Consider the following 26,216-nt stretch of genomic DNA (forward strand, 5'->3'; position numbering starts at 1 on the left):
TTCCCTATGATTTTTGTAACCTAAACTACCTACGTATAAGTTCTGAGGAAATCTCTTTACATAAACTTTACAAAACTGAAAAATCCCAGTAATCTTAATGGAAGATTGTGCAAGGGTTAGTTAAAACCTTGTTCATCTTCCTGAGTAAGAGATTATATTCAGAGTAACCCTAAGTAATTCTACGGTTCCTTTATTGCAGGTCAGTTATGACGATGTATCAAGCACCGTTCCCCACCGCATTCAACGCGACATTGTCCAAATCGGCGGAACAGCAAATATCTCCACCGCACCGTTCAGCAACATCAATATTTAAACGCTTTTTGGACATTATCGGCAGTTTAGTCGGGATCTCGATCCTAGCGTTAGTATACGTGCCAGTGGCGATCTTTATCAAACTAGATAGCCCCGGCCCAGTCATGTATAGTCAAGAGCGCTACGGGCTACAAGGACGTACCTTTCGGATTCGCAAGTTCCGCTCAATGGTTGCCAATGCTGATGCGCTAAAAGACCAGGTACAAAATGAAGCTTCTGGCTTAATATTTAAAAACAAAAAAGACCCGCGCGTTACACGAGTAGGTCGTTTCCTTCGCAGCACAAGCCTAGACGAACTTCCTCAGTTTTGGAACGTTTTAGTCGGCGAAATGAGTTTGGTAGGAACGCGCCCGCCCACAGGCGATGAAGTCGCTCTCTACAACGATCGTCACTGGAAGCGCTTGGAAGTAAAGCCTGGTTTGACTGGCGAATGGCAAGTGAACGGACGTTCTAGCATTAAAGACTTTGAAGAAATTGTCAACCTGGATTTGCGCTACCAAAGCCAATGGCATCCTCTGTATGATGTATTTGTGATTTTGAAGACAGTCTACGTATTGGTTGCTAGAGTAGGCGCATTCTAGCCAATAATTTATGGAAACAAGTAGACCGGAAGATGAAGGTAGAAAAATTGAATTTAAGGGAAAATTGGGTGTAAAAACCTGCCGTCTTAGGGCGGCTTTTTAGTGGGATTTTTACTATCTTATGATGATTATGCACTCGTAAGATAGTAGACAAATTCCCTATATTAGTTTTTGCACTCAAATCCTAGAGCAAAGCCAGATCAGTGCGTATGCCTTTGTTGATGCCAATGCCAAGCATGAGTCAATATTTCTTTTAAGGCTGGGTACTTAGGTTCCCAGCCTAAAATATTTCTAGCTTTATCACTGCTACCAACAAGCATCGGCGGATCGCCAGGACGGCGATCGCTCATTACTACTTTTATTTCTCGTCCAGTGACGGCTCTAGCAGTATCAATAGCCTCTTTAACTGAAAAACCTTGACCATTACCTAAATTAAATATGTTGGTATTTCCACCCTTTAACAAATATTTCAATCCCAAGATATGAGCGTCCGCTAAGTCGGTAACGTGGATATAATCGCGAATACAAGTTCCATCAGGGGTAGGGTAATCAGAACCAAAAACAGAAACCGAATCTCGTTTACCTAAAGCCGCCATTAAGACTAAAGGTAGTAAATGGGTTTCGGGATTGTGATCTTCGCCAAGCAAGCCTGTAGGGTCGGCTCCGGCGGCGTTGAAGTAGCGAAAACAGACAGATTTTAGACCGTAAGCGATATCAAAATCTTGCAAAATTCGCTCTACCATCAATTTAGTAGCACCGTAGGGATTAATCGGATTTTGGGAGTGTTCTTCGGTAATCGGTACGGTATGAGGTACGCCGTAAGTAGCGCAAGTAGAAGAAAACACAAACTGCTTGATTGAGGCAGCGATCATGGCTTCTAATAGAGTTATTGTCCCGATTACATTATTGCGGTAATACTTAGCGGGGTCGGTGACAGATTCTCCCACATAAGCGTAGGCTGAAAAGTGCATTACGGCGGCAATACTGCGACTTGCAAATAATTTATCTAGTAAAGGGCGATCGCAAATATCGCCAATAATTAGCTCTACTTTCAGTACCTTTTCTACTAAGTCTCGATGTCCGTAGACCAAATTATCCAGAACAATTACTTCATAACCAGCATTAATCAGAGCAAGCACAGCATGGGAACCAATATATCCCGCTCCGCCAGTAACTAAAATAGTAGGTTTTACAGGTGTCATTTTTTCCTTTTTACCTCAACTTTACTTAGTTTAATCGAGGTAACTTATTAAACAAAAAATCCATCAGCAAAATGCTTGATGGATTTTTAGATTGATGGAGCTTACGGGAATTGAACCCGTGTCCAAATTGGGTATTGACTCCCCGTTCATTCACAGGTTTATCCTATCTAATCCTCAAGGCGGGAACCGCTCTTTATCCCGAACGGTGGGATGCACTGGTTAAGTCTTAACTAGCAAACCACCCAGAGAACATTTGCTAGAGCATCCGTTGGGGTTGGTCTATAGTCCTTAACGGAGTCAAACTATAGACGCTCACAGTTGACGAGAGTTTTTAGGCTACGGCTACTGCTTTACGAGCGAAAGGAACGATGTTGTTCGCATTTACTTTTTTTTGAGTCTTTGATTTACGAGAGGAGACTCGCTCTCGACCTGCATCACAGAGTAGCTTTCGCCAACCTGTCGAAACCTTTAAAGCCCCGTACTTTATTATTATAGTTCGTTATTGGAAAATTGACATCTTATTACTAATAAGATAGTTTGCTTTATTAAGCCCGCAAAATAACTTGCGCTGAAGCTTACTTTAGAAAACCTGATAATTTTTTCTATAAAAAAAGACAGGTTGAAAAACCTGTCTTCCCCAAATAATTAGCTTCAGCTAGGTGTTAAAAATTCATCTCCGCAGCTTGAACTTTCTCTACTTGCTTTTTCTTCAATACCAACATAACTTGAGATAGCATGATGCCAGATATAAATACTATCAACCATCTAACGCGCGTCGAACTTTGTAGCACTATTTCGCCGTCAGCTTGACCAAATCCACCCACATTTGGGTTATTAGTTAAAGCATCGCCTATAGCTACAGTTTGTCCTTGAGCAACAAGTAGTTCAGGTCCCGCAGGAATGGTTTCTACAGTGTCGCCGTTATCGCTAGAAATTGTAACTTGATAGCCACCTTCTGCAACGGGGCTAATTTTGCTAATAGTTCCAGCAGCAGAAGCGTTATAAACTGTATTATTGCTTTTTTCACCGGTAGGATAAACTTGTCCGCGTCCGCGATTTGCACCTAAGTGAACGGCATATTTACCGAAGTGAACGTTTTTGTCAGTGGCTGGATTAGGAGAAAGTACAGGGAAAACAATTTCCTGATACTGTTCGCCCGGTAGTGGCCCAACTAAAACAACATTTTCTTGAGTTTCGCTGTAAGGCTGGAAATAAAGATCCCCGACCTTTTCCTTCATTTCCTCTGGGATTCTGTCAGCAGGAGCAATTTTGAAACCTTCCGGTAACATTAATACTGCCCCAACTTGCAATCCTCCTTTTGTGCCATCGCTGACTACCTGCTGGATGCTGGTATTGTAAGGAATTTTCACTACTGCTTCAAATACTGTATCGGGCAAAACCGATTGAGGTATTTCTACTTCCGAAGGTTTCGCCGCTAGGTGACAGTTGGCGCAAACAATGCGTCCTGTAGGTTCGCGGGGAGTTTCAGGATAAGTCTGCTGCGCCCAAAATGGATAAGCGGCGGCGGCTTGAGGTACTGCTACATCGCTAACAAAAAAGAAAGCAACCGTTACCAAGGTTAAAATCGCCGTTTTAAAGATCGCCTCTAATTTAAGAAGTGATTTTGCTGCAAATAATGCTGTTTTCATCTGTAACAATTTCTGTGACAAGGACTCAATAAATGAAGTATGAGTTATTATTTGCAACTCATCATGCAAAACTTTTAGTTAAGCCCACCAAGGCTCTTCACCTGTACGGAAATCTGTCTCAGTCCACTGAGTTAAGGTGATTTTGTCGTCTTCTGCCTTGGCGTGAGCTAAAGCAAGTGACCGAGGTGCAGGCCCGCGTACTACTTTACCTGTGTTGTCGTACTGAGAACCATGACAGGGACACATAAATTTATTTTCGTTACCATTCCAAGGGACAACACAACCTAGGTGGGTGCAAACAGCATTGATGCCGTAATCAGAGATCGCATCCTTGCTCTCTGCCACAATATAAGTTGGATCGCCTTTAAGTCCTTGGGCTAACGTGCGATCGCCTGCACTGCGATTTTCTAAAAACTTACTAACGCTAAAATCGTTGCCTAGCGCATCTTTTGCTGTAGTTCCACCCGTTGCGCCGCCGCTAGAGGGGGGAATAAAGAACTTGACGACGGGATACAATGCTCCGGCGGCTGTACCAGTAACTGTCCCAAAAGCCAGCAAATTCATAAATTGACGACGACCCATATTTGGGACATCCATTGATTCTGACATCTGCGCCATACTGTTCTCTCTTAGACCAATGTTAACTTCTTTGAGCTTATTTCAAAAGTGCGATCGCGCTATAGTTTGCGTCGGACTACCAATCAAAAATATAAAAATCCCTCTTGCTGCGAAGGTTCTCATCAATAGGAGATATATTACATTTCTTTATATTGGTATCATACTTGAGTTACCTATTTCTAATTTGTAAAGAAATGTAAAAATTGGCAAAAGTCATGACAGGACAAGACTTACACCAGCTATTGCTAAATAAATGGGGACGCTCTTACGATGTGCAGTTGCGGCGCACCCAAGGGAAAGTATTTTTACAGGTAATGTGGAAATACTTAGAACAAGCTTCGTTTCCGTTGAGTAAAGCGGAGTACGAAGAACATATGGATGCGATCGCTACTTATTTAGACGGGTTTGGCGGCACGTTACAGGTACAACGGTATATTTTAGAAACAAAAGAACGTCCTCGTTTGGGTAAGGCGGTGAGTATTCCGCTAGATTTAGGACTTCGGGCTTCGGAGTGGATATTGTAATATTTATTTACCTAATAATTTTACTAAACCAATTCCACCAAAATAAAGTCCTAATACAGCACCCGCTAATAAGCTTTGAGTTAAAGGATCGGTTGAAGGGGTTAAAACTGCGCCTAAAACTACCGCAGCAACAATTACAAACCGCCAACCCTGCAACATTTGATTTGAAGATACTATCCCTAAAAAGCCGAGTAAAACCTGAATAATCGGAATTTGAAAAGCTAACCCGGTACTAAATAACAGTAATAATACAAACTCAAAATACTTATCAATTGACCATATTTGCTCAACGACACCTTCACCATAGTTGATAAAGAAATTGAGCGCCGCCGGAATTAAAAGAAAATAAGCAAATACTAATCCCGCCGCAAACAGAAAAGTAGACCCGATGATGACAGGCCCAATTAAACGGCGTTCGCGGCGAGTTAAACCAGGGAGAACAAATTGAATGATTTGATAAAGTATGACAGGACTTGCTACCACTAAGCCGCTATAACCAGCAACTTTAAAAGAGACAAAAAAGAATTCTCCCGGAGCAAGTTGCAGAAATTTTACACCTTGAGCGGGTACTTCTAATAGTTGAACAATAGGTTTAACAGCGATGAAACAGCCAGTTATACCTACTACCACCGCAATTAACGCATAAAAAATTCGCCATCTTAACTCTTCTAAGTGGTCGAATAGTGACATCTCCGCTTCATCAGGAAGTTCATTAAGAAATTCCTCTGGGGTGTCAAAATTTTGCTCGGCTAAGGTTTCAACTTCTGCTGGAGGTGTCATTATTCAAGCTATACAGGGGTTTATTGACTATTGTAGCGATCGCCTCCGCAGAAAAAAAGAGGCAATAATTTATTTATGGTAGAGATGCAGCTTTAGGATGAGTAGTGGAATAACTACTTACTAACTGAGAGATTTCTGGATTATAGAGGCGCAGATAATTCCAGTAATTACCAAAAACTTGTCTGACATAGCCTTTGGTTTCTTCGTAAGGTATGGCTTCGACAAATTCATCAGGATCGCTAATGTCAAAACGATCGCGCCATTTGGAAACCGCATTTGGCCCAGCATTGTAACTTGCGATCGCAAATAAGGAATTATTATTGTATTGCTCGTGGGTGTAGTTTAAAAACCAAGTACCTAACAAAATATTATCTTTGGGGATTTCGCTGTTGTATTCCTCTAACTTAATTTTTTCAGCAATCCATTCTCCCGTACCAGGCATTACTTGCATTAACCCCACTGCACCCGCTACCGAACGAATTTTTGGTTCAAACCGCGATTCTTGGCGAATTAAAGCAGTTACAAGTAAAGGGTTGATTTGACGCTTTCCCGCCCAGTATTCTATCTCTTGAAGAAAAGGGAAAGGATAACGAGCTTGCCAATAAGTAAGTTTTTGGCTCAGTGCTTGATATTCTGCTTGTTCTGGAGGCGTTTCTCGGTCTTCTAAGGTGGCAATTTTGTTGATTCCCAGCAGGTTGTCACCTTTAGCCAAGCTCATCACCCCGTCGGTAAATTGCTCGGCTAAAGTTGGCTGAGTTTTATTTGTAAATTCTACTTGCCAAAGTGCCAACGCATCGTTGTCTTGTCCTAACTGGTAGAGTTCTTTTAAGGTTGCAGATCCCGCAGATAAACTTACTCGCTCTGGAGGGATTACTTGAGGATTTATCTGTCTTACTGTCGTAAAATTTCCGACATTTAAACCCAAATTAACCGCCGATCGCCAAGCATAATAAGACTGGGGAAACTGGCTTAATACATACTCGTAAGCTGCCTTAGCTTCGGTCTTTTTTCCTAACTTCTCTGCCCATTTACCTACCCAAAAACCTGCTCTAGCCGCCAATATACTTTTAGGGTTGCGGGTGGGGATAGTTTGCGCCCATTGCCAAGCTTGCTGATAATTTTGCGCCTCGGCTTTTTCTAAAGCTATTTTCCAGCGATATTCCGCCGCCGCTTCCGAGTCACCATATTTTTTTAGCATCACGTTACGGGCTTGAGTCGCTGCGTTTTTGTTTTGCGCGTCTAAAATCTCTGCTTTAGCGGCTAAGGCTGCTCCTGCAAGCTTGGGAAACCCAGCAATCACTCGATCCAAGTAGGCGATCGCACTTTCATTTTTTGCCATTGCAGCTAGTTGAGTTAAAGCTAAACCGCTTTCTTTGGCAGTGGGAAAGAAACCAATTAATTGTTGATAAGTGGCTATAGATTCGGTTTTTTTGTCGCTTACTTGCAAACTCCGCCCTTTACGGTACAGATTTAGGGGAGTCCGAGAGGCTTTGCTATAAGCTAGGGCAGCTTTACCATAATTTTTTGTAGTCCAGTAAGCCGTAGAAATTACTTCCCAGTCGGTGGGGGTTAGTTTAGCTCCCGATGGAACTAATTTATCGGCGATCGCTATATCTGGGGGAATAGAGTTTTTAACTACCAACAGCATCAAATCGGTACGATTGGGATAATCTGTTAATAAATTACGAGCAATTTCCAAACTACGGGGATGGGTAGGATATTTGGCGATCGCACTTTCCCAATATTTTTGATCCGTTTTACCCAAAACAAACAGTGCTTCGGTGGCTACAGGGCTGCTAGAGTGGTTTTTTAGCAACTCTTGCCATTGGGTGGAATTATCAGCAGCTTGGGCGCGTTTAAGGGCGATAGGAGCAGCAAGAACCGGGTAAGATTGTTCTAAATTTTCTAAAAGTGGTAAAGCTTTCTCTCCTTGCTTTTGGGCGATTAAATCGCTGGCTAAAAGGTAACGGGCGCGATCGCGCTCCATTGATGGCGGTAAAAGTGCGATCGCGCTTAGTTGCAAAGCTCGTTCTTTAACTGAAAGTGCTACTAAGGGCAGAACTTGCGATTTGGGATTAGCTGGAATAGCTTGCGCTTGCTTTGGATTTTCTGGGGCTATATTGCTTTTTATCGCCAATACTGCGGCTCCGCCTATGACAACACACAGAGCGGTAATTGTCGCTATCGAAATTAAGTTTTGCCTCTGCACCATTGGTCGCACTTAACTAGATGAATTTCTTGCAACTCTAGCACTATTAATTTATAACTAGCTGCCAAGAGTTGGAGCTAGGGTAAAAACCGATCTAAAGCTGCTTTTAGCTCTTGAATTTCTACTTCAATATTCCCTGCTTGAGCCGCTCTGCCGATACATTCGGTTAAATGTTCGTCCAAAATCAACCGCGCTACTCGATCTAAAGCACCGCGCACGGCGGCAATTTGTACTAGCACGTCGGGACAAGGGCGGCTTTCCAGCACCATTGTTTTAATGCCGCGAATATGTCCTTCTAGGCGCGACAGCCGATTGATAATGCTGCGTAACGATTCTTCACTATGAACGTGGGGGTGGGGGGCTTGTTCGTCTTCGTGGGTGTGAGTAGGGTTAGCTGGCAAGTCTTTACTAAGCAAAGAATTTTCTACTAATTCTTTAGATTTGTTCATGGGTGAGGGGGAGGCTAAACGACAAATTAGATCCTAGCTTAGAGCAGCAATTAATCATTGGTCATTGGGAATTGATTGTTTTTACCCATTACCCATTACCCTTAATAATAAAAAATATTGCCCGATAATTTATCTATGAGCCAAACTACCCTTAATTTAGTAGCAATTTCTATTTTTCTAGTCACGTTTTCCACCTTAGCTGGGCCATTATTTAACTTATCTCCAACTATTCCCGCGATCGCCACCTTTACACTTTTAGGACTTGCAACGGTTGATAGTTTTGGTTTACAAGGTAAAGGCGGGGCGGTAGTTAGCGATTTATTTGCCTGGACTTCTCGCCAAAATCGCGATCGCATCCTCCATCACGAAGCAGGACACTTTTTAGTAGCTCATTTTTTAGATATTCCCGTTACAGGCTATACTCTCAGCGCTTGGGAAGCTTTAAAACAAAAACAACCCGGACTTGGGGGCGTAACTTTTGCTGATGACGAATTAGCCTCCAATCTTCAACAAGGAACTTTAAAAGCCCAGTTGTTAGACCGTTACTGCACGATTTGGATGGCAGGAATAACCGCCGAAAATCTGGTCTATAACGATGCCCATGGTGGAGCGGACGATCTAAATAAGCTAAAAAAAGTCCTAACACCCATTGGTTTTTCTGCTGCCGCTCAAGCTCAAAAACAGCGCTCTAGTGCCATCAGCGCCAAAACTATCCTTACCGAAAACTGGAAAGCTTACGAAGCTTTAGTTCAGGCAATGCAGCAGCGCGTTTCTGTAGATGAATGCAGAATAATAATTGCCAGAAATCCTCCACCGCTTAATTAGGTGCGGGTGGATTTAAAACCTTTTCCCAAGTAGCAATTTGATCTTGAGCGCCAGCATAAGCTTCAGTCCCTAACGGCACAAGTTTGGCGACTCCAATGCCTCCAGGAATATCGGATTGTCCGCGTTCTTGAGCAATATTTAAAATGCGGTTGCTCCATTGGGCGATCGCTAAGTTGGCATCGTAGCGTAACGGGCTGCTATTGGGAATTCGATTAGCAACGGAAATTGCTTTAACTAGCGATTCTGGGTTTCCTTGAAGGGCGATTTGTCTAGCTTCAAGCCAATTTACCCGCGCGTTAATTTGTCCTTCCCAGTCATTGATTGCCGATCGCGCTTCACGAGATAAACTTCGTCCCGATGGAATTTGCTTTGCCGTTCTAATTGCTAAGGGCAAATTCCCAATACTAGCTAGGCTGCGGGCTTCATCTAATAGGGGGCGATCTTCAATTTGCTCAATAAGCTGCTGCCAAGAACGCATTTTGCGTCGTGCTTCTGAGTACAAAGCGCGTCCCTTACTAATTTGACTTGCTTCATTAATTGCCGCTTGCAAAGAACCTACATCTTCCACGGCTGCCAATTCTTCTGCCCGGTTTAAGTAAGGGCGATCTTCAATGGTTTCTACTTTCGTGCGCCAGCGATTTACTTCGTTTTTTGCTTCAATGGCGCGGGGATTGCGTTCAGGAACAACCTCTGCTTGAGCAATAGCGGCGGTTAAGTCGCCTACCGTTCCACCTTTTGCTAGTTCTCGCGCTCGTTGCAAGTGGGCGACATCTTCAATTTCTAGCTGCCAACGGGCAATTAATTCTTGAGCTTTATTATATAAAGGGCGTTCTTGAGCAACTTTTTGGGCGATCGCGATCGCGCCTTCAAGTCCCGGAACTGTATCTAACCAAGCACTTTGCCAAGCTTCAGCAATTGTAATAAAATCTTTTGCTGCTAATTGTAGATTTGTACTTGCCGGAATTTGGTTAGCAATAGAGATTGCTTCCTCCGCATCTTGGCGATCCAGAGCTAATTGAGCAAGATCGAGCATTTGTTTTCCCAGTTTAGGAATCAACGCTTGCGCCTCTTGATAGCTGTAGCTACTTGTTTCAATTTCTTGAGCTAATTTTATTGCCGCAAGTAAGTTGTCTAAACCGCCTCTATCGCCCAATGCTACGGCTTTATCCAAACTAATCGCGTCTTCTTTTGCTGTTTCAATCAGCCGATTTAATTGTTCGTACTTAGTTGTCGCCCAATAATCATTACCAACATTTAATAAACGCACTGCTGCCATAAACGCCTCGTGCCAATTTCTTTTTGGTAGCTGCGCCTGGGATTGGGCGTAAGTATCTTCAGCTTTTTTCCACGTAGATTGCCAACTAGCTATACGTTGTTCTACTACTTGATAAGCTGGGACATCTTGAGGGATTTTTTTAGCAATAGAAATCGCCCCTTGTAATTTACCTGCTTGAAAATCGCGATCGCCTAGGTCTAAAATATCGCTTGTCCACTGCTGAACAGATTTATTGATTTCTGCTCTTAATGGGTGGTTTTTGGGTAAAGCCTGGACTAAAGAAATCGCTTCTAATAAGTCATTTAATGTTTGCTTATTTGCTGCTACTTCCGCACAGTGCATTCTTACCGTAGCAGTGGCTAAGGGCCAAAATATTGCTGGACAATTGGGGGCGGCTGGTAGTTTTAATAGCATAGCGATCGCCACTATTCCTACTCCACTGCTAATAAAACCCGCTATTCCCCACCAAAAAATCCAGTTTTTTAACCACTTTGGCAGCTTTTGGGGAGGTGGCGCAATATTTGGTGGTAGTGACGGGCGATCTTTGGTTTTGCGCTTGGGCGTTAGTGACTGTAATTTTAATGCGGGTGTTTGCGCTGACAACTCTCCCGATTCAGGGGTGTTATTAGGTAATGGAGAGCCAGCTTGAGAACTTGCCGCCTTGGCTAATCTTGAACGATCTCCCCTGGCAAACTTTCTCATCGACCACTTTTCAGGAATTCCTGGCTCTCTCATTGTTTGTCCCCAAATTGTCTTATCGATCTAATAGCCTTTAAGGTCGCTAGAGATAACAGCTTTATAATTTAACTGCTGCTTTGGCGTGCTAGTAGCTTTGATTTTAACTGCTAATACTCGTTGTCATCGTACCCTTCCAGTTACCAAAAAGCTATATTTTCCGTCAAAACTTAGATAATTAGCGAAGGCTTTTACCCCGAAGACTCTGCTTGCAAGTCTAGAATTAGTTGGGCTAATTCGTCGCTGCTGGCTTGATATACTTCGCCGCAAAAATGACAAGTTGCTTCCGCACCGCGATCTTTTTCAATCATATCAAGCAACTCTGCCTCTCCCAACATTTTCAATGCGCCCAAAACGCGATCGCCAGAGCAACCGCAGTGAAAACGTACTAACTGAGTTTCTGGTAATATTTCTAATTCCATATCCCCCAGTAGTTGCTCAAAAATTTCCGGCAAACTCAAGCCTGCTTGTAATAACGGTGTAAAACCAGAAAGCGAAGCTACCCGTGATTCTAAAACTTCTACTAAAGCTTCATCTCTAGCAGCTTTGGGTAATACTTGAATTAATATCCCTCCCGAAGCCGTAACCCCATTAGCGCCCACAAATACGCCTACAACCAAAGCCGAGGGCGTTTGTTCAGAGGTGACGAGGTAATGAGCCACATCTTCGCCAATTTCCCCCGAAACCAACTCGACAGTACTAGCGTAAGGATACCCATAGCCGACATCACGGACGACATACAAATAGCCTTCTTTTCCTACCGCCCCACCAACATCTAGTTTGCCTTTACTATTTGGTGGTAGTTCTACTTCAGGATTGTCTACATAGCCGCGTACTGTGCCATCTAAACCTGCATCTACTAAAAGTCCCCCTAGTAGTCCATTTCCTTTAACCCGGACATTCACTCGCGAACCGGAGCGCTTCATATTCGAGGCAAGCAACAGCCCCGCAGACATGGTACGACCTAAAGCCGCCGTAGCTACATAGGAAAGCTTGTGTCGTCCTCTAGCTTCTTCGGTGAGGCGGGTTGTAATTACACCTACGGCTCGAATTCCACCATTGGCGGCGGTGGCACGAATTAATTGATCTGCCATAAAAACCCTTACATTTCTTTACATCTTTATTCTAGGATGGCAACTAAGGCGGCGGTGGTGGAGCAGAAAAATTCAATTCTGCCATACTGGAAAGTACAACCTATAGACACCTCTCCAGAATCTACCTATGCTGGGTACTTTTCAACAAAGCCAACTCCGAATTGAAGTTACAGCTTCCTTTGATAGCATTCGAGATAGCTTGCTTTACCCCAAACAGTTGCAAAAATGGCTGTGGTTTGAACGCTTTAATTCAGGAATGCCAGAACAATTACACTCAGGCTTTGCTTTCACTAATTGGACTGGATTTGTCCCCATTCATCATCAAGTAGAAGTAGCTACGCCGGAGTGCTTGCGCCTCATACTTAGTCAAGGAATTGACGGCTTTCACGAGTGGTACTGGGGAGAAGGTTGGGTACAATCTCGAATCGAAGGGATATCTTTATTGCCGCTCAACATTGGGCAAACTTTGAGCTTGTTCAACTTACGTCAGTTTTTGACTCAAAAGGTGGGTAATTAAAACCTTACTCCTACTTGCCCGTTAATGCCCCGGACGGTGTTATAGCCAACGCCAACAAAGACATTATCGGTTGCGCCCACTTGCACGCCCCCAGACACCGCTACGCCTTTATCTGCGGAGTATAGCCCTAGCCCTACGTAGGGCGAAACTATGGGAGCGCGAATAAATTTCAGCACATCTACCCCGGTAGCTCCATCGGCTCCTGTACCTAACTCAACGCCCCAATTTATCGCCCTTGCGCCTAAAGCAAAGGTGGGATCGCTATCGTTGACTCCTACGGATACCCAAGGTTGGGGTATCCGTTGACTATTGACCTGACTTGGAGCAAGCAACGATATTAAACTTACAGCTACACCTAAGATTTTTTGCATTGTTATTTAACTTAGCTACTTTCCAAAATATAGCGGTTGTTGATAATGCGATCGCGCTACTAAAAAATTTTATGCCAATGGCTTCACTACTAACACCGAACAGTTAGCATCTTCCACTACTTGACTACTGACAGAACCTTGTAAAATTCGCTTTACACCCGTCAATCCGCGACTACCAATCGCAATTAAATCGGCATGGTAAATATTTGCTAGACGGATGATTTCTTCGGCAGGATCGCCACTGACAATTTCTAATTCGCTATCACAGGGCAAACTTGCTTGGTAAGCTTGCAATTGCTTCTCAATGTGGCGATAGGGCATTGCTTGAGCTTCGTTTTGAGGACGATCGGCGGCGGTTTCTAAGTCGGAGTCAGAGGCAGGAATCACATGAGCCAGAATAATTTTTACTTCCGGCGACAAGGGCAGTTGTTTAATTGTCTCCAAGACGCGATCAGAAAGCTCCGAACTATCTAGAGCTACTAAAATTGTATTTAACACGCTTCTTACATCGCCTCCTCAAGAGTTATTACTGAAAACTATGATGATTATTTCCAGTCTTTAGGCTCATTATCTTCTACTCGCAGCTTTACTGACTGCGCGTGGGAAGGCAAACCTTCAGCTTTTGCTAGTACGTCTATCGCTCCCGCTACTTGCTGCAATGCTGCCGGAGAATATTGAATAATACTAGAATGTTTGAGGAAAGTTTCTACTCCCAAAGCTGAAGCATAACGCGCCGCTCCCGAAGTTGGTAAGGTATGGTTAGGCCCGGCTAAGTAGTCTCCCACCGCTTCGGGGGTGGAGTACCCAAGGAAAATTGCGCCAGCGTGACGAATATTTGGCAATAAGTCCCAAGGCTCTGCTACTTCAAGCTCTAAGTGTTCGGGGGCAAATTCGTTAGATAGTTGTACTGCTACCTCTAGTGAATCGACGATCGCAATTAATCCATAATGCGCGATCGCTTTTTCTGTTAGTGTCTGGCGTGGATGGTCTAATAGCTGCCTTTCTACGGCTGCTTGCACGTTTAAAGCTACTTTACTATCAGTTGTAAGTAAGATCGCTGCCGCCATTGGATCGTGTTCTGCTTGTGCTAGCAAGTCGGCAGCGACGTGTTCGGGATTTGCTCCACTATCGGCAATAATTAACACTTCCGATGGCCCAGCTAATGAATCAATCCCTACAGTTCCATAGACTAATTTTTTTGCTAAGGTGACGTAAATATTCCCAGGACCTGTAATTACATTTACTTTGGGAATTGTCTCCGTTCCATAAGCTAAAGCCGCGATCGCTTGCGCTCCACCCACTCGATAAATTTCTTGTACTCCCGCTTCTTGCGCTGCTACTAATACGGCGGCGTTGACAGTTTTTCCTACCCCTGGCGGCGTGACTATTATTCGCCTAGGTACACCTGCTACTTTTGCTGGGATGGCATTCATCAGTACCGTACTTGGATAGGCGGCTCTACCCCCAGGCACATATAAACCTGCTCGATCTACAGGGGTATAACGCTTACCTAGTACCACGTCTAAGTCGCCAAATTCTACCCACGACTTGGGAACTCGCTGGCGATGGAATGCTTCTATATTTTGACAAGCTAGCCGAATCGCGCTCAGTAACTCTTTTGATACTTGTTGGTAAGCCGCATCTAGTTCCGAGCCACTCACACGCAAGTCTTCTACTAAGAGTTCTTGATGATCAAATTCTGCTGTATAGTGCAGTACGGCTTTGTCCCCCTGGCGCTTTACTGCCTGAAGAACTTCTCGCACTGTCGCTTCTTTGTGTTGCACCTGGTCGTCCTGGGTGCGATCGCAGATCCTTTGTAGTTCTGCTTGTACCTCGGTTTGCTGAGTAATAATTCGCAGCATGAAGTTCGCAATACAATCAATGTTTTGGAGTTAGAGATAGTCGATTGCCAATACTTTTTCCTTGCCTTTATTCGCCACTAATGACGAGTCAAGTTCACAAGTATTAGCTACTTATATAGCTTAACGCGGATTTTTCTTTTCATCGATACCAATTATGGCAATATCAGTGTTATATTAGTACATCTAGTATTTTGTCTATATAACAGTAGTTTTCCTGAATTAATTGTGGCAAATATCAAATCTGCTATCAAGCGCATCCAAGTCGCGGAAAGAAATCGTTTGCGTAATAAAGCTTATAAGTCAGCCGTCAAAACCCTGATGAAAAAGTACCTGACCGCCGTAGACAGCTACGCGGCTAATCCTACTCCTGAAGCCAAGCAAGAAGTCGACCAGCATATGTCGGCGGCTTTTAGTAAAATCGATAAAGCCGTAAAGTGCAAGGTTCTACATAAAAACAACGGCGCTAGGAAAAAATCAATCCTCGCCAACAGTTTGAAAAGAAAAGAAGCCAGCCTCAGCGCCAAATAAACGCCCCTGTTAGCGTTAGAATGCCCAAGCAACTAAGGACTAGCAGCTTAAAAAAACATGAAGCTGATTGACTCTCACGTTCATCTGAATTTTGCTGTGTTTGAGCCAGATTTAGACGTAGTGCGATCGCGTTGGCAAGAAAATGGTGTAGTCAAGCTCGTACACTCTTGCGTAGAGCCTAGCGAATTTACCCGCATTCAACAGATAGCTAACACCTATCCCGAAATCAACTTTGCTGTAGGTTTGCATCCCCTAGATGCAGACAAATGGACAAATCAAATGGCTGGGGAAATTATGGAGTTAGCTAGTTCTGAATCTAAAGTAGTAGCGATCGGGGAAACTGGGTTGGATTTTTACAAGGCAGATAATGAGGCACAGCAACGCCTAGTGTTTGAATCTCAGCTAGAAATTGCCGCCAAGTTAAATCTCCCGGTAATTATCCACTGTCGCCAAGCGGCGGCACAACTAAAACAAATTTTGCACTCCTTCCAAGCCAATGGCTCTCATCAAATTCGGGGTGTAATGCACTGTTGGGGAGGAACACCTGAAGAAACCCAATGGTTTTTAGACTTGGGATTTTATATTAGTTTTAGCGGTACAGTGACTTTTAAAAATGCCCAACAAATTCATCAAAGCGCCCAAATTGTCAGCAAAGATCGCTTATTAATTGAAACCGATTGCCCTTTTTTGGCTCCAGTTCCCAAAAGAGGGACAAAACGTAACGAACCCGCCTTTGTTTTGCACGTAGCTGAAGCTATTGCGCAATTGCGTGGCGAAACAGTAGAAGAAATTGCGCGCACAACCACGGCTAATGCTTGTAAACTTTTCAATCTTTCAATTTTTTAAGTTCAAAGCAACGAATAAAAGGGGAAAAAGTCATAATAATTAAAGGTTAGGCAATTAAACAAAATTTGGCTAGGGAAATATTTAATCAAACCCTTAAAGCTCTACAAACAAGGGATGCAAGAGCAAAAAAAGTAATGGCAATAAAGCTTTCCCTCTCGTTAGAATGTGGGACGGAAAAAATCAAGCGCGATCGCTTCTTGAATCCATGCCGCAAAAGTTAAACCATAAAATGACAATACTATGAATCATTGCCTGAGTATAGAGCGCCATAATTTACAAATTCCCCACTTCAGGGAACTAAAAAGTAAAAAAGCTGCTTGTGGGCAAAAACTGCGTACCTGTTAGAGAGCAAAGCGCAAGCAGTAGAAAAGGATTTCCATCCGTTGAATAAATACCAGCAGCAATAAGTATAAAAACGCATGACCACCGATAACTACATTGAACCTGCCTTTTTACTACCCGACCTAATTGACATTCAGCGTTCTAGCTTCCGTTGGTTTTTAGAAGAAGGATTAATTGAAGAACTCAATAGCTTCTCGCCAATTACTGACTACACGGGTAAATTAGAATTACACTTTTTAGGTCACAACTATAAACTCAAGCAGCCAAAGTACGACGTAGACGAAGCCAAGCGGCGCGATAGCAGCTACGCGGTGCAAATGTACGTCCCAACCCGTTTGATTAATAAAGAAACCGGGGAAATAAAAGAGCAAGAAGTATTTATTGGCGATTTGCCGCTCATGACCGATCGCGGTACATTTATTATTAACGGCGCAGAACGAGTAATAGTCAACCAAATCGTCCGTAGTCCCGGAGTATACTACAAATCCGAAGTAGACAAAAACGGTCGCCGCACTTATTCAGCTAGTTTAATTCCTAACCGGGGAGCATGGCTGAAGTTTGAAACCGATCGCAACGGCTTAGTTTGGGTGAGAATTGATAAAACCCGCAAGTTATCGGCGCAAGTGCTATTAAAAGCTTTGGGACTATCAGATAATGAGATTTTTGAATCTTTGCGTCACCCAGAGTATTTTCAAAAAACCATTGAAAAAGAAGGGCAATTTAGCGAAGACGATGCCCTAATGGAGTTGTACCGCAAGTTACGACCCGGCGAACCTCCCACTGTGTCCGGCGGTAATCAGTTATTAGAATCGCGCTTTTTTGACCCCAAACGTTACGATTTAGGGCGAGTAGGACGCTACAAAATTAATAAAAAACTGCGGCTATCTATTCCTGACACTACCAGGGTACTTACACCTGTTGACATTTTGGCTGCCGTTGACTACCTAATCAACTTAGAGTTTGACATGGGTAGCATTGACGATATCGACCACTTGGGCAATCGACGAGTAAGAAGTGTAGGGGAATTGCTACAAAACCAAGTCAGGGTCGGGTTAAATCGCCTAGAGCGGATTATTCGCGAACGCATGACCGTATCTGACCCCGACACCTTAACCCCCGCATCCTTAGTTAACCCCAAGCCCTTAGTAGCGGCAATTAAAGAGTTTTTTGGTTCTAGCCAATTAAGTCAGTTCATGGATCAAACAAATCCTTTAGCTGAACTTACCCACAAACGCCGCTTGTCAGCCCTAGGCCCAGGGGGCTTAACCCGCGAACGCGCAGGTTTTGCGGTGCGAGATATTCATCCTTCTCACTACGGGCGAATTTGCCCAGTAGAAACTCCCGAAGGACCAAATGCGGGGTTAATTGGCTCCTTGGCAACTCACGCTAAAGTCAATCAATACGGCTTTTTAGAAACGCCCTTTAGACCCGTAGAAAACGGCATCGTTCAGTTTGACAAACCCCCCGTATATATGACGGCGGACGAAGAAGACGACCTGCGCGTAGCCCCCGGCGACCTGCCTATTGATGAAAATGGTCAGATATTAGGAAAAAAAGTCACTGTCCGCTATCGTCAGGAATTTGCCAGTACCACCCCCGATCAAGTGGATTACGTGGCGGTATCTCCGGTACAAATTGTCTCTGTAGCCACTAGCTTGATTCCCTTTTTGGAGCATGACGACGCTAACCGGGCGCTAATGGGATCGAATATGCAACGGCAAGCTGTACCATTGCTAAAACCAGAGCGTCCTTTAGTGGGAACAGGTTTAGAAGCCCAAGCAGCGCGAGACTCTGGCATGGTAATCGTCAGCCGGACTGACGGAGAAGTTGTATATGTAGACGCGACTAAAATTCGCGTCCGCGTAAAAAGCAAAGAAATTGCTGGAGGCGCTCAAACTACTGCCCAACCTCAAGAAATTGAGTACCCAATATCTAAGTATCAGCGCTCGAACCAAGACACTTGTTTAAATCAACGCCCTTTGGTTAGGTTTGGCGATCGCGTAGTTGCTGGACAAGTTCTAGCTGATGGTTCATCTACCGAAGGCGGAGAACTAGCGCTAGGGCAAAATATTACCGTCGCTTATATGCCTTGGGAAGGGTACAACTACGAAGATGCGATCTTAATTTGCGAAAAACTCGTCCAAGACGATGTTTACACCTCAATTCACGTCGAAAAATACGAAATTGAAGCTCGGCAAACCAAGCTAGGACCAGAGGAAATCACTAGAGAAATCCCCAACGTCGGCGAAGATGCTCTGCGCCAACTTGATGAACAAGGAATTATCGGCATTGGTGCTTGGGTAGACTCAGGCGACATATTAGTGGGCAAAGTTACCCCCAAAGGCGAATCAGATCAACCACCTGAAGAAAAACTATTGCGGGCAATCTTTGGCGAAAAAGCGCGAGATGTCCGCGATAACTCCTTGCGTGTACCCAACGGTGAAAAAGGACGAGTTGTAGACGTGCGCGTGTTTACCCGCGAACAAGGCGACGAATTGCCACCGGGCGCTAACATGGTAGTCCGGGTCTATGTAGCCCAAAAACGCAAAATCCAAGTCGGCGACAAAATGGCAGGACGACACGGCAATAAAGGAATTATTTCGCGCATTTTGCCTGTGGAAGATATGCCTTATTTGCCCGATGGATCGCCCGTAGACATTGTGCTTAATCCCTTGGGTGTACCCTCACGAATGAACGTCGGACAAGTATTTGAATGCTTGTTAGGCTGGGCGGGAGAAAACCTCGGACTGCGGTTTAAGATTACTCCCTTTGACGAAATGTACGGGGAAGAATCATCGCGGACAATTGTGCATGGAAAACTCACCGAAGCCCGTGAAGAAACCGGGAAAGATTGGTTATTTGACCCCGAACAACCAGGCAAAATTCAGTTGTACGACGGTCGCACGGGAGAACCTTTCGATCGCCCGGTAACAGTGGGTATCGCTTATATGCTGAAATTGGTGCATTTAGTCGATGACAAAATCCACGCCCGTTCTACTGGCCCTTACTCCTTGGTTACGCAGCAGCCTTTGGGCGGTAAAGCGCAACAAGGCGGTCAGAGATTTGGAGAGATGGAAGTGTGGGCGCTGGAAGCTTTTGGAGCAGCTTACACCTTACAGGAATTGCTGACAGTCAAGTCCGATGATATGCAGGGACGAAATGAAGCATTAAATGCGATCGTCAAAGGCAAAGCCATTCCTCGTCCCGGTACGCCCGAATCGTTTAAAGTGCTGATGCGAGAATTGCAATCTCTAGGTTTAGATATTGCCGTCCACAAAGTAGAACTTCAATCTGATGGCAGTTCTTTAGACGTGGAAATTGATTTGATGGCAGATACCGGAGGTCGTCGGACTCCCAATCGTCCTACCTACGAATCTCTCAGCCGTGAAGCACTCGAAGAAGAAGTATAGCCAAAAAAGCTAAAAGTAAATTTTTTTACTTTTAGCTCTCCTCCCGGCTTTTAGTGCGATCTATTCCCTTTCTCCCCATCCTTATTTAACTTATGAGAACGCCACAAGTTACGCAATTTGATTACGTCAAAATTGGCATCGCCTCCCCAGAAAGAATTCGGCAGTGGGGAGAGCGAACCCTACCCAATGGTCAAGTGGTAGGAGAAGTTACTAAGCCAGAAACTATTAACTACCGTACTTTGAAGCCAGAAATGGACGGCTTGTTTTGCGAACGGATTTTTGGACCGGCTAAGGACTGGGAATGTCATTGCGGGAAGTATAAGAGAGTTAGACATCGCGGTATTGTTTGCGAACGTTGTGGTGTGGAAGTAACTGAGGCTAGAGTCCGCCGCCATCGCATGGGTTTTATCAAACTTGCTGCTCCCGTGGCTCACGTTTGGTACTTAAAAGGAATACCTAGTTATATTGCGATTTTGCTAGATATGCCGTTGAGGGATGTGGAGCAAATTGTTTACTTCAATGCCTACGTGGTTTTAGCACCAGGTAACGCCGATACCCTCACTTACAAGCAATTACTAACTGAAGATCAGTGGTTAGAAATAGAAGACCAGCTTTATAGCGAAGAATCAGAACTTAGTGGTGTAGAAGTAGGCATTGGTGCGGAGGCATTGGCGCGGCTACTGCAAGACATTAAACTTGAAGCTGAGGCAGAAAGCTTACGCGAAGAAATCGCTGGTGCTAAAGGACAAAAACGCGCCAAATTAATTAAACGGCTGCGAGTAATTGACAACTTTGTGGCTACAGGATCGTTGCCTGAATCGATGGTAATGAAGGTAATTCCCGTGATCCCGCCAGATTTGCGCCCCATGGTGCAGTTAGACGGTGGACGGTTTGCAACGTCCGACTTGAACGATCTTTATCGCCGCGTGATTAACCGGAATAATCGTTTGGCTAGATTGCAGGAAATCTTAGCGCCAGAAATTATTGTCCGTAACGAAAAGCGGATGTTGCAAGAAGCGGTGGATGCCTTAATTGACAACGGTAGACGCGGACGGACGGTAGTAGGCGCAAATAACCGCCCCTTGAAGTCTTTATCAGACATTATTGAAGGTAAACAAGGTCGTTTCCGGCAAAACTTACTCGGAAAACGGGTAGATTATTCTGGGCGATCGGTAATTGTCGTCGGGCCAAAGCTAAAAATTCATCAGTGCGGTTTGCCAAGAGAAATGGCAATTGAGCTATTTCAACCTTTTGTAATTCATCGGCTAATTCGCAGCAATGTAGTTAATAACATTAAAGCGGCTAAAAAGTTGATTTCTCGCGGCGATCCTAGCGTCTGGGGTGTTTTAGAAGAAGTAATTGAAGGACATCCCGTATTGCTTAACCGCGCTCCGACTTTACACCGATTGGGGATTCAAGCTTTTGAACCAATTTTAGTAGAAGGTCGAGCAATTCAATTGCATCCCTTGGTATGTCCAGCTTTTAACGCCGACTTTGACGGCGACCAAATGGCGGTACACATTCCTTTGTCTTTAGAAAGTCAAGCGGAAGCAAGACTATTGATGTTGGCTTCTAATAATATCTTGTCTCCGGCGACCGGAAGACCGATTGTGACTCCAAGTCAAGATATGGTGTTGGGTTGCTATTACTTAACGGCGGAAAACCCCAATAGTAATGATGGAGGAACTCGCTATTTTGCTTCCTTAGACGATGCCATCATGGCTTACGAACAAAAGCAGGTACACATCCATGCCAAAGTTTGGGTGCGTTTTGACGGCTTAGTAGATTCCGACGATGACGGCGAACAAAAGGTAGAAAAGCAAAGTGATGGGACGCGGGTAATTACAAACAACAATATTCGTCGCCGTGAAGATGCGGACGGCGAAGTAATTTCCCAGTTTGTTCGCACCACCCCCGGCAGGATTATCTACAACAAAACCATTCAAGAAGTATTGCAGTAAAACGGCTCTCAGCTAATTGACTAACATAAGGGATGCAAAAATGGCAGACGGCAAAGAAATGATTTTTCGCAATCGCGTGGTAGATAAAGGTCAACTCAAAAAGTTGATCGCCTGGGCGTTTACTAACTATGGCACAGCTAAAACCGCCGCGATCGCCGACCGATTGAAAGATTTAGGTTTTCGCTACGCTACGGTGGCGGGAGTCTCGATTAGCGTTGACGACTTGAAAGTTCCCCCCACCAAAAAACTGCTCTTGGAAGCGGCGGAAACTGAGATTTTGGCGACGGAAGAACGCTATACGCGTGGCGAAATTACCGAAGTAGAACGCTTCCAAAAGGTAATTGACACTTGGAATAGTACGTCAGAATCCCTTAAAGATGAGGTGGTGGCACATTTTAAAGCTACAGACCCCCTCAACTCGGTGTACATGATGGCGTTCTCTGGTGCGAGGGGAAATATCTCCCAAGTCCGCCAGCTTGTAGGAATGCGCGGCTTGATGGCCGATCCCCAGGGAGAAATCATTGACCAACCAATTAAAACCAACTTTAGAGAAGGTTTAACGGTAACAGAGTATATTATTTCTTCCTACGGAGCCAGAAAAGGACTTGTAGACACCGCTTTAAGAACGGCGGATTCTGGTTATTTGACTCGCCGCTTGGTGGACGTATCTCAAGACGTAATCGTGCGCGAGTTAGATTGCGGAACGACACGGGGAATTATGGTGCGTCCAATGGTGGAAAACGATCGCATCATGATTCCGCTAAGTTCTCGTTTGTTGGGACGAGTACCCTTAGAAGATGTAGTTCACCCCAAAACTAAAGCAGTAATTTCTGGCAAAAATCAGCCGATGTGCGACGATATAGCGATCGCCATTCAAAAAGCTGGGGTAAACGAAGTTATGGTACGCAGTCCCTTAACTTGCGAAGCAGCGCGATCGGTATGTCAGCATTGCTACGGCTGGAGTTTAGCTCATGCCAAGCTTGTAGACTTAGGGGAAGCAGTGGGAATTATTGCCGCTCAAAGTATCGGTGAACCTGGAACTCAGTTAACAATGCGGACGTTCCATACTGGGGGCGTATTTACCGGAGAAGTAGCGCGTCAAGTTCGCAGTGAAGAAGAAGGCACAATTCGCCTTCCCAAAAAGCTGCGAACAAGACCTTTTAGAACTCGTCATGGTGAAGATGCTTTATTTGTAGAAGCCAATGGCGACTTGATGTTGGAAGTAAGTAGCGGCAAATCTGTTACTATTCCCGTTACTCAAGGATCGACTATCTATATTGTGGATGGTCAAAAAGTCAGTTCCGATCAGTTACTAGCGGAAGTTGCGATCGGTAGCCGCACAAACCGCGCCCACACTGAAAAAGCAACTAAAGACGTTTCTTCTGATTTAGCGGGAGAGGTGAAATTTGCCGATTTAGTCCCGGAAGAAAAAACCGACAGACAAGGTAATACGACAACTACAGCCACCAGAGGCGGCTTGATTTGGGTGTTATCGGGAGAAGTTTATAACTTACCCCCTGGAGCAGAACCAAGTGTAGTTAATGGCGATCGCGTAGAAGCAAATAGCGTCCTAGCCGAAGCCAAAATTCATACTCTACACGGCGGGATAGTGCGATCGGCTGCCGAAACCCCCGATTCCGGTCACAGCGCCCGTGAAATTGAAATTATCACCGCTTCCGTAGTCCTAGACACCGCTACTGTGCGCGTAGAGCAATCTTCTCGCCAGGGCGATCACTATATCATTGAAACAAATCATGGAGCAATGTTCTCGCTCCTAGCCACCCCAGGGACAAAAGTTCAAACAGGTCAAGTAGTCGCTGAATTAATCTCTGACCAATACCGCACCAATACTGGTGGCTTGATTAAATATGCTGGTGTAGAAGTTGCCAAAAAAGGTAAGGGCAAACAAGGCTACGAAGTAGTTAAGGGTGGAACAATCTTGTGGATTCCTGAAGAAACTCACGAAGTTAATAAAGATATCTCTTTATTGCTCGTCGAAGACGCTCAGTATGTGGAAGCAGGGACAGAAGTTGTTAAAGACATTTTCTGCGAAACTAACGGCGTAGTCGAAGTAACTCAGAAAAACGACATTTTGCGCGAACTTGTGATCAAGCCCGGCGAATTGCTGATGCTAGATGACCCAGAATCAGTATTAAACCGGGATGGTACTTTTGCTCAACCTGGAGAGGAATTGATTCCGGGCTACATTGCCTCAGAGCTACGCTATATCGAATATATAGAATCTTCCTCTAATGGCCCAGCTTTACTATTGCGTCCTGTTACTGAGTTTACTGTTCCCGATTCTCCTTCCGTCCCTAGTACAAAATCTAGCACTGGGGAAGGACGATCAATTGAACTAAGAGCAGTTAGTCGCTTGCCTTACAAAGATTCTGAGCGCGTCAAATCTGTTGAGGGAGTTGAGCTACTGCGGACTCAGTTAGTTTTAGAAATGGATCAAACTCACTCGGCGGAATATACTGGCGGTTCGCCCATTGTGGCAGATATCGAGCTTGTAACCGATGCCCAAAATTCGGAAATCAAACGCTTGCAATTAGTGATTTTAGAATCGTTAATTATTCGCAAAGATATTCCCGCCGATGTTACCCAAGGCAGCACCAATACTAAATTCAATGTAGTTGAAGGGCAAGAAATTGCTCCAAAAGCTGTAGTTGCTCGAACGGAAGTTTTGTGCAAAGAAGCTGGGACTGTGCGCGGAGTTAGGGAAGGTGCTGAAGCGATTCGCCGAATTTTGATCTTAAGAGAAAAGGATTGCTTTACCATAGTTACAAACGAAAAGCCCCGCTTTAAAGTGGGTAGTTTGTTAATTGCTGGTAGCGAAATCGCTCCGGGTGTATTTACAGAAGAATCTGCTCAAGTAATCGAAATCACGGGACTAGGCAAACAAGAAACTGCTCAAACCAGTAATCAACTATCCACTAGCTCTTACAAAGTGACTTTACGCATCGCCCGCCCTTACCGGGTTAGCCCTGGGGCAATGTTGCAAGTCGATGATGCGGGATTGGTTCAACGGGGTGACAACTTAGTATTGCTTGTATTTGAGCGGACGAAAACTGGGGATATTATTCAAGGATTGCCTAGAATTGAGGAACTTCTAGAGGCACGGAAGCCTAAAGAAGCCTGTATTCTAGCCGTTAGACCTGGAACTGTAGAACTAAATCGGGTAGAAGACGAAACTATTGCTATTAAAGTAATTGAAGATAACGGTACGATTACTGATTATCCTCTAGGTCCTGGGCAAAATCCTGTAGTTTCTGATGGCTCGGTAGTAGATGTAGGAATGCAGCTAACCGACGGGCCGGCAAATCCCCACGAAATTTTGGAGGTGTTCTTCAACTACTATTCCCTGCAAAAAGGTTCTGCTGCCTCTACCGAAGCGTTGCAAAAAGTGCAAAACTTCTTAGTAAATGAGGTGCAGTTGGTGTATCAATCCCAAGGAATTGATATTGCTGATAAGCATATTGAGACTATTGTCCGCCAGATGACCTCTAAGGTACGGGTAGATGATGGTGGAGACACAACAATTTTGCCTGGAGAGTTGATTGAGCTACGCCAAATTGAACAGGTGAATGTAGCTATGAGTATTACCGGGGGCGCTTTAGCTCAGTACACGCCAATGTTGTTGGGGATTACTAAAGCTTCGCTTAATACCGATAGTTTCATCTCGGCGGCATCTTTCCAAGAAACTACCAGAGTGCTAACGGAAGCCGCTATTGAGGGCAAATCCGACTGGCTGCGTGGTTTAAAAGAAAACGTGATTATTGGGCGCTTGATTCCGGCGGGTACGGGCTTTAATGCTTATGAAGAGCCATTATCGGTTTCTGAAGATCCAACCATAGATCCAAGTAGCGTATTTGAAGAAAGCGACGATCCGTTAGATGTAGTCCTAGACGATCGCACTGCTCGCGCTTATAACTTTGAAAGCGGTTTGGGAGAAGGGTTTAACTTTGATCGCGGTACTGTTACTCCTGAAGAGGAGGAATTGGTAGATGATGCAGTAGTAGACGATGTTGAAGATGATGACGATGATTTTGAAGATGATGACGATGATGATGATGATTTTGAAGATGACGACGAATAACTTTTAAGCGATCATTTAGTTTAAAA

General features: G+C 44.5%; 20 protein-coding genes and 1 other RNA gene. 9 read left to right on the forward strand and 12 right to left on the reverse strand.

Translation table 11 applies throughout. The features are described from left to right. The first annotated feature begins 206 nt into the window (after positions 1-206). On the forward strand, positions 207-893 hold the full coding sequence (locus SYN7509_RS0201845; RefSeq protein ID WP_009634123.1) for a sugar transferase: 687 nt from the start codon (positions 207-209) through the stop codon (positions 891-893). Between the two features lie 200 nt (positions 894-1,093). On the opposite strand, the gene galE is transcribed toward SYN7509_RS0201845, so the two are convergent. The 4 genes from galE to petC all read right to left on the reverse strand — a co-directional run bounded on the left by galE (position 1,094) and on the right by petC (position 4,362). Beyond that, entirely contained in the window at positions 1,094-2,095 is a 1,002-nt protein-coding gene (galE, locus tag SYN7509_RS0201850; RefSeq protein ID WP_009634124.1) for a UDP-glucose 4-epimerase GalE, read from the reverse strand. Between the two features lie 92 nt (positions 2,096-2,187). After that, positions 2,188-2,573: a transfer-messenger RNA gene (gene ssrA / locus SYN7509_RS28120) on the reverse strand. A 184-nt stretch (positions 2,574-2,757) separates the two neighbouring features. After that, positions 2,758-3,744, reverse strand: a complete 987-nt coding sequence (gene petA / locus SYN7509_RS0201855) for a cytochrome f (protein WP_009634125.1) — start codon at positions 3,742-3,744, stop codon at positions 2,758-2,760. Between the two features lie 78 nt (positions 3,745-3,822). Further along, positions 3,823-4,362 (reverse strand): cytochrome b6-f complex iron-sulfur subunit, encoded by a 540-nt coding sequence (petC, locus tag SYN7509_RS0201860; RefSeq protein WP_009634126.1) that lies wholly within the window; start codon positions 4,360-4,362, stop codon positions 3,823-3,825. Between the two features lie 215 nt (positions 4,363-4,577). On the opposite strand from petC, the gene SYN7509_RS0201865 reads away from it, so the two are divergent. Then, complete coding sequence (locus SYN7509_RS0201865) at positions 4,578-4,886, forward strand: DUF3067 family protein (RefSeq protein ID WP_009634127.1); 309 nt, start codon at positions 4,578-4,580, stop codon at positions 4,884-4,886. Positions 4,887-4,889: 3 nt separating this feature from the next. Here the strand turns inward: SYN7509_RS0201865 and tatC are convergent, their stop codons facing one another. The 3 genes from tatC to SYN7509_RS0201880 all read right to left on the reverse strand — a co-directional run bounded on the left by tatC (position 4,890) and on the right by SYN7509_RS0201880 (position 8,324). After that, on the reverse strand, positions 4,890-5,576 hold the full coding sequence (gene tatC, locus SYN7509_RS0201870; RefSeq protein WP_369792299.1) for a twin-arginine translocase subunit TatC: 687 nt from the start codon (positions 5,574-5,576) through the stop codon (positions 4,890-4,892). Between the two features lie 163 nt (positions 5,577-5,739). Continuing rightward, on the reverse strand, positions 5,740-7,878 hold the full coding sequence (locus SYN7509_RS0201875) for a lytic transglycosylase domain-containing protein (RefSeq protein ID WP_009634129.1): 2,139 nt from the start codon (positions 7,876-7,878) through the stop codon (positions 5,740-5,742). Positions 7,879-7,952: 74 nt separating this feature from the next. After that, complete coding sequence (locus tag SYN7509_RS0201880) at positions 7,953-8,324, reverse strand: metal-sensing transcriptional repressor (protein ID WP_009634130.1); 372 nt, start codon at positions 8,322-8,324, stop codon at positions 7,953-7,955. A 135-nt stretch (positions 8,325-8,459) separates the two neighbouring features. On the opposite strand from SYN7509_RS0201880, the gene SYN7509_RS0201885 reads away from it, so the two are divergent. Further along, complete coding sequence (locus SYN7509_RS0201885) at positions 8,460-9,149, forward strand: hypothetical protein (RefSeq protein ID WP_009634131.1); 690 nt, start codon at positions 8,460-8,462, stop codon at positions 9,147-9,149. Here SYN7509_RS0201885 and SYN7509_RS0201890 read toward each other — a convergent pair. Further along, complete coding sequence (locus SYN7509_RS0201890) at positions 9,142-11,160, reverse strand: hypothetical protein (protein ID WP_009634132.1); 2,019 nt, start codon at positions 11,158-11,160, stop codon at positions 9,142-9,144. The genes SYN7509_RS0201885 and SYN7509_RS0201890 overlap by 8 nt on opposite strands. A gap of 191 nt (positions 11,161-11,351) precedes the next feature. Then, entirely contained in the window at positions 11,352-12,254 is a 903-nt protein-coding gene (gene hslO, locus SYN7509_RS0201895) for an Hsp33 family molecular chaperone HslO (RefSeq protein WP_009634133.1), read from the reverse strand. Between the two features lie 127 nt (positions 12,255-12,381). Between hslO and SYN7509_RS0201900 the strand changes: the two genes are divergently transcribed. Beyond that, positions 12,382-12,771: a hypothetical protein gene (locus SYN7509_RS0201900; protein WP_009634134.1), complete on the forward strand. Its 390-nt coding sequence runs from the start codon at positions 12,382-12,384 to the stop codon at positions 12,769-12,771. Here the strand turns inward: SYN7509_RS0201900 and SYN7509_RS0201905 are convergent. The 3 genes from SYN7509_RS0201905 to hisD form a co-directional block, all read right to left on the reverse strand. Further along, entirely contained in the window at positions 12,768-13,142 is a 375-nt protein-coding gene (locus tag SYN7509_RS0201905; RefSeq protein ID WP_009634135.1) for a hypothetical protein, read from the reverse strand. The genes SYN7509_RS0201900 and SYN7509_RS0201905 overlap by 4 nt on opposite strands. A gap of 69 nt (positions 13,143-13,211) precedes the next feature. Next, a complete protein-coding gene (locus SYN7509_RS0201910) occupies positions 13,212-13,640 on the reverse strand; it encodes a universal stress protein (protein ID WP_009634136.1) in 429 nt (142 codons plus the stop codon). Between the two features lie 47 nt (positions 13,641-13,687). After that, complete coding sequence (gene hisD / locus SYN7509_RS0201915) at positions 13,688-15,004, reverse strand: histidinol dehydrogenase (RefSeq protein WP_009634137.1); 1,317 nt, start codon at positions 15,002-15,004, stop codon at positions 13,688-13,690. Positions 15,005-15,229: 225 nt separating this feature from the next. On the opposite strand from hisD, the gene rpsT reads away from it, so the two are divergent. The 5 genes from rpsT (at position 15,230) to SYN7509_RS0201940 (ending at position 26,190) form a co-directional block, all read left to right on the forward strand. Further along, positions 15,230-15,532, forward strand: coding sequence for a 30S ribosomal protein S20 (rpsT, locus tag SYN7509_RS0201920; RefSeq protein WP_009634138.1), 303 nt, complete (start codon positions 15,230-15,232; stop codon positions 15,530-15,532). Between the two features lie 57 nt (positions 15,533-15,589). Beyond that, the gene (locus SYN7509_RS0201925) at positions 15,590-16,378 is read left to right on the forward strand and encodes a TatD family hydrolase (protein WP_009634139.1); all 789 of its coding nucleotides are present in this window, start codon (positions 15,590-15,592) and stop codon (positions 16,376-16,378) included. A gap of 419 nt (positions 16,379-16,797) precedes the next feature. Beyond that, on the forward strand, positions 16,798-20,130 hold the full coding sequence (gene rpoB / locus SYN7509_RS0201930) for a DNA-directed RNA polymerase subunit beta (protein ID WP_009634140.1): 3,333 nt from the start codon (positions 16,798-16,800) through the stop codon (positions 20,128-20,130). Between the two features lie 92 nt (positions 20,131-20,222). Continuing rightward, positions 20,223-22,091 carry a DNA-directed RNA polymerase subunit gamma gene (locus tag SYN7509_RS31175; protein ID WP_009634141.1) on the forward strand — a complete coding sequence of 623 codons (1,869 nt, stop codon included), beginning with the start codon at positions 20,223-20,225 and terminating at the stop codon, positions 22,089-22,091. A gap of 40 nt (positions 22,092-22,131) precedes the next feature. Then, positions 22,132-26,190, forward strand: a complete 4,059-nt coding sequence (locus SYN7509_RS0201940) for a DNA-directed RNA polymerase subunit beta' (protein WP_009634142.1) — start codon at positions 22,132-22,134, stop codon at positions 26,188-26,190. The last annotated feature ends 26 nt before the right edge of the window (positions 26,191-26,216 follow it).

It is taken from the genome of Synechocystis sp. PCC 7509, from assembly GCF_000332075.2.
In the GTDB taxonomy this organism is placed as follows: domain Bacteria; phylum Cyanobacteriota; class Cyanobacteriia; order Cyanobacteriales; family Chroococcidiopsidaceae; genus Aliterella.

Excerpts from the sequence above, each read along its gene's own strand:
- petC (WP_009634126.1), bottom strand. The coding sequence starts at position 4,362 with ATGGCGCAGATGTCAGAATCAATGGATGTCCCAAATATGGGTCGTCGT.
- hisD (WP_009634137.1), bottom strand. The coding sequence starts at position 15,004 with ATGCTGCGAATTATTACTCAGCAAACCGAGGTACAAGCAGAACTACAA.
- SYN7509_RS0201885 (WP_009634131.1), top strand. The coding sequence starts at position 8,460 with ATGAGCCAAACTACCCTTAATTTAGTAGCAATTTCTATTTTTCTAGTC.
- galE (WP_009634124.1), bottom strand. The coding sequence starts at position 2,095 with ATGACACCTGTAAAACCTACTATTTTAGTTACTGGCGGAGCGGGATAT.
- SYN7509_RS0201905 (WP_009634135.1), bottom strand. The coding sequence starts at position 13,142 with ATGCAAAAAATCTTAGGTGTAGCTGTAAGTTTAATATCGTTGCTTGCT.
- SYN7509_RS0201875 (WP_009634129.1), bottom strand. The coding sequence starts at position 7,878 with ATGGTGCAGAGGCAAAACTTAATTTCGATAGCGACAATTACCGCTCTG.
- rpoB (WP_009634140.1), top strand. The coding sequence starts at position 16,798 with ATGACCACCGATAACTACATTGAACCTGCCTTTTTACTACCCGACCTA.
- SYN7509_RS0201925 (WP_009634139.1), top strand. The coding sequence starts at position 15,590 with ATGAAGCTGATTGACTCTCACGTTCATCTGAATTTTGCTGTGTTTGAG.
- SYN7509_RS0201940 (WP_009634142.1), top strand. The coding sequence starts at position 22,132 with ATGGCAGACGGCAAAGAAATGATTTTTCGCAATCGCGTGGTAGATAAA.
- SYN7509_RS0201900 (WP_009634134.1), top strand. The coding sequence starts at position 12,382 with ATGCTGGGTACTTTTCAACAAAGCCAACTCCGAATTGAAGTTACAGCT.
- petA (WP_009634125.1), bottom strand. The coding sequence starts at position 3,744 with ATGAAAACAGCATTATTTGCAGCAAAATCACTTCTTAAATTAGAGGCG.
- SYN7509_RS0201890 (WP_009634132.1), bottom strand. The coding sequence starts at position 11,160 with ATGAGAGAGCCAGGAATTCCTGAAAAGTGGTCGATGAGAAAGTTTGCC.
- SYN7509_RS0201845 (WP_009634123.1), top strand. The coding sequence starts at position 207 with ATGACGATGTATCAAGCACCGTTCCCCACCGCATTCAACGCGACATTG.
- SYN7509_RS0201865 (WP_009634127.1), top strand. The coding sequence starts at position 4,578 with ATGACAGGACAAGACTTACACCAGCTATTGCTAAATAAATGGGGACGC.
- tatC (WP_369792299.1), bottom strand. The coding sequence starts at position 5,576 with ATGTCACTATTCGACCACTTAGAAGAGTTAAGATGGCGAATTTTTTAT.
- SYN7509_RS31175 (WP_009634141.1), top strand. The coding sequence starts at position 20,223 with ATGAGAACGCCACAAGTTACGCAATTTGATTACGTCAAAATTGGCATC.
- hslO (WP_009634133.1), bottom strand. The coding sequence starts at position 12,254 with ATGGCAGATCAATTAATTCGTGCCACCGCCGCCAATGGTGGAATTCGA.
- SYN7509_RS0201880 (WP_009634130.1), bottom strand. The coding sequence starts at position 8,324 with ATGAACAAATCTAAAGAATTAGTAGAAAATTCTTTGCTTAGTAAAGAC.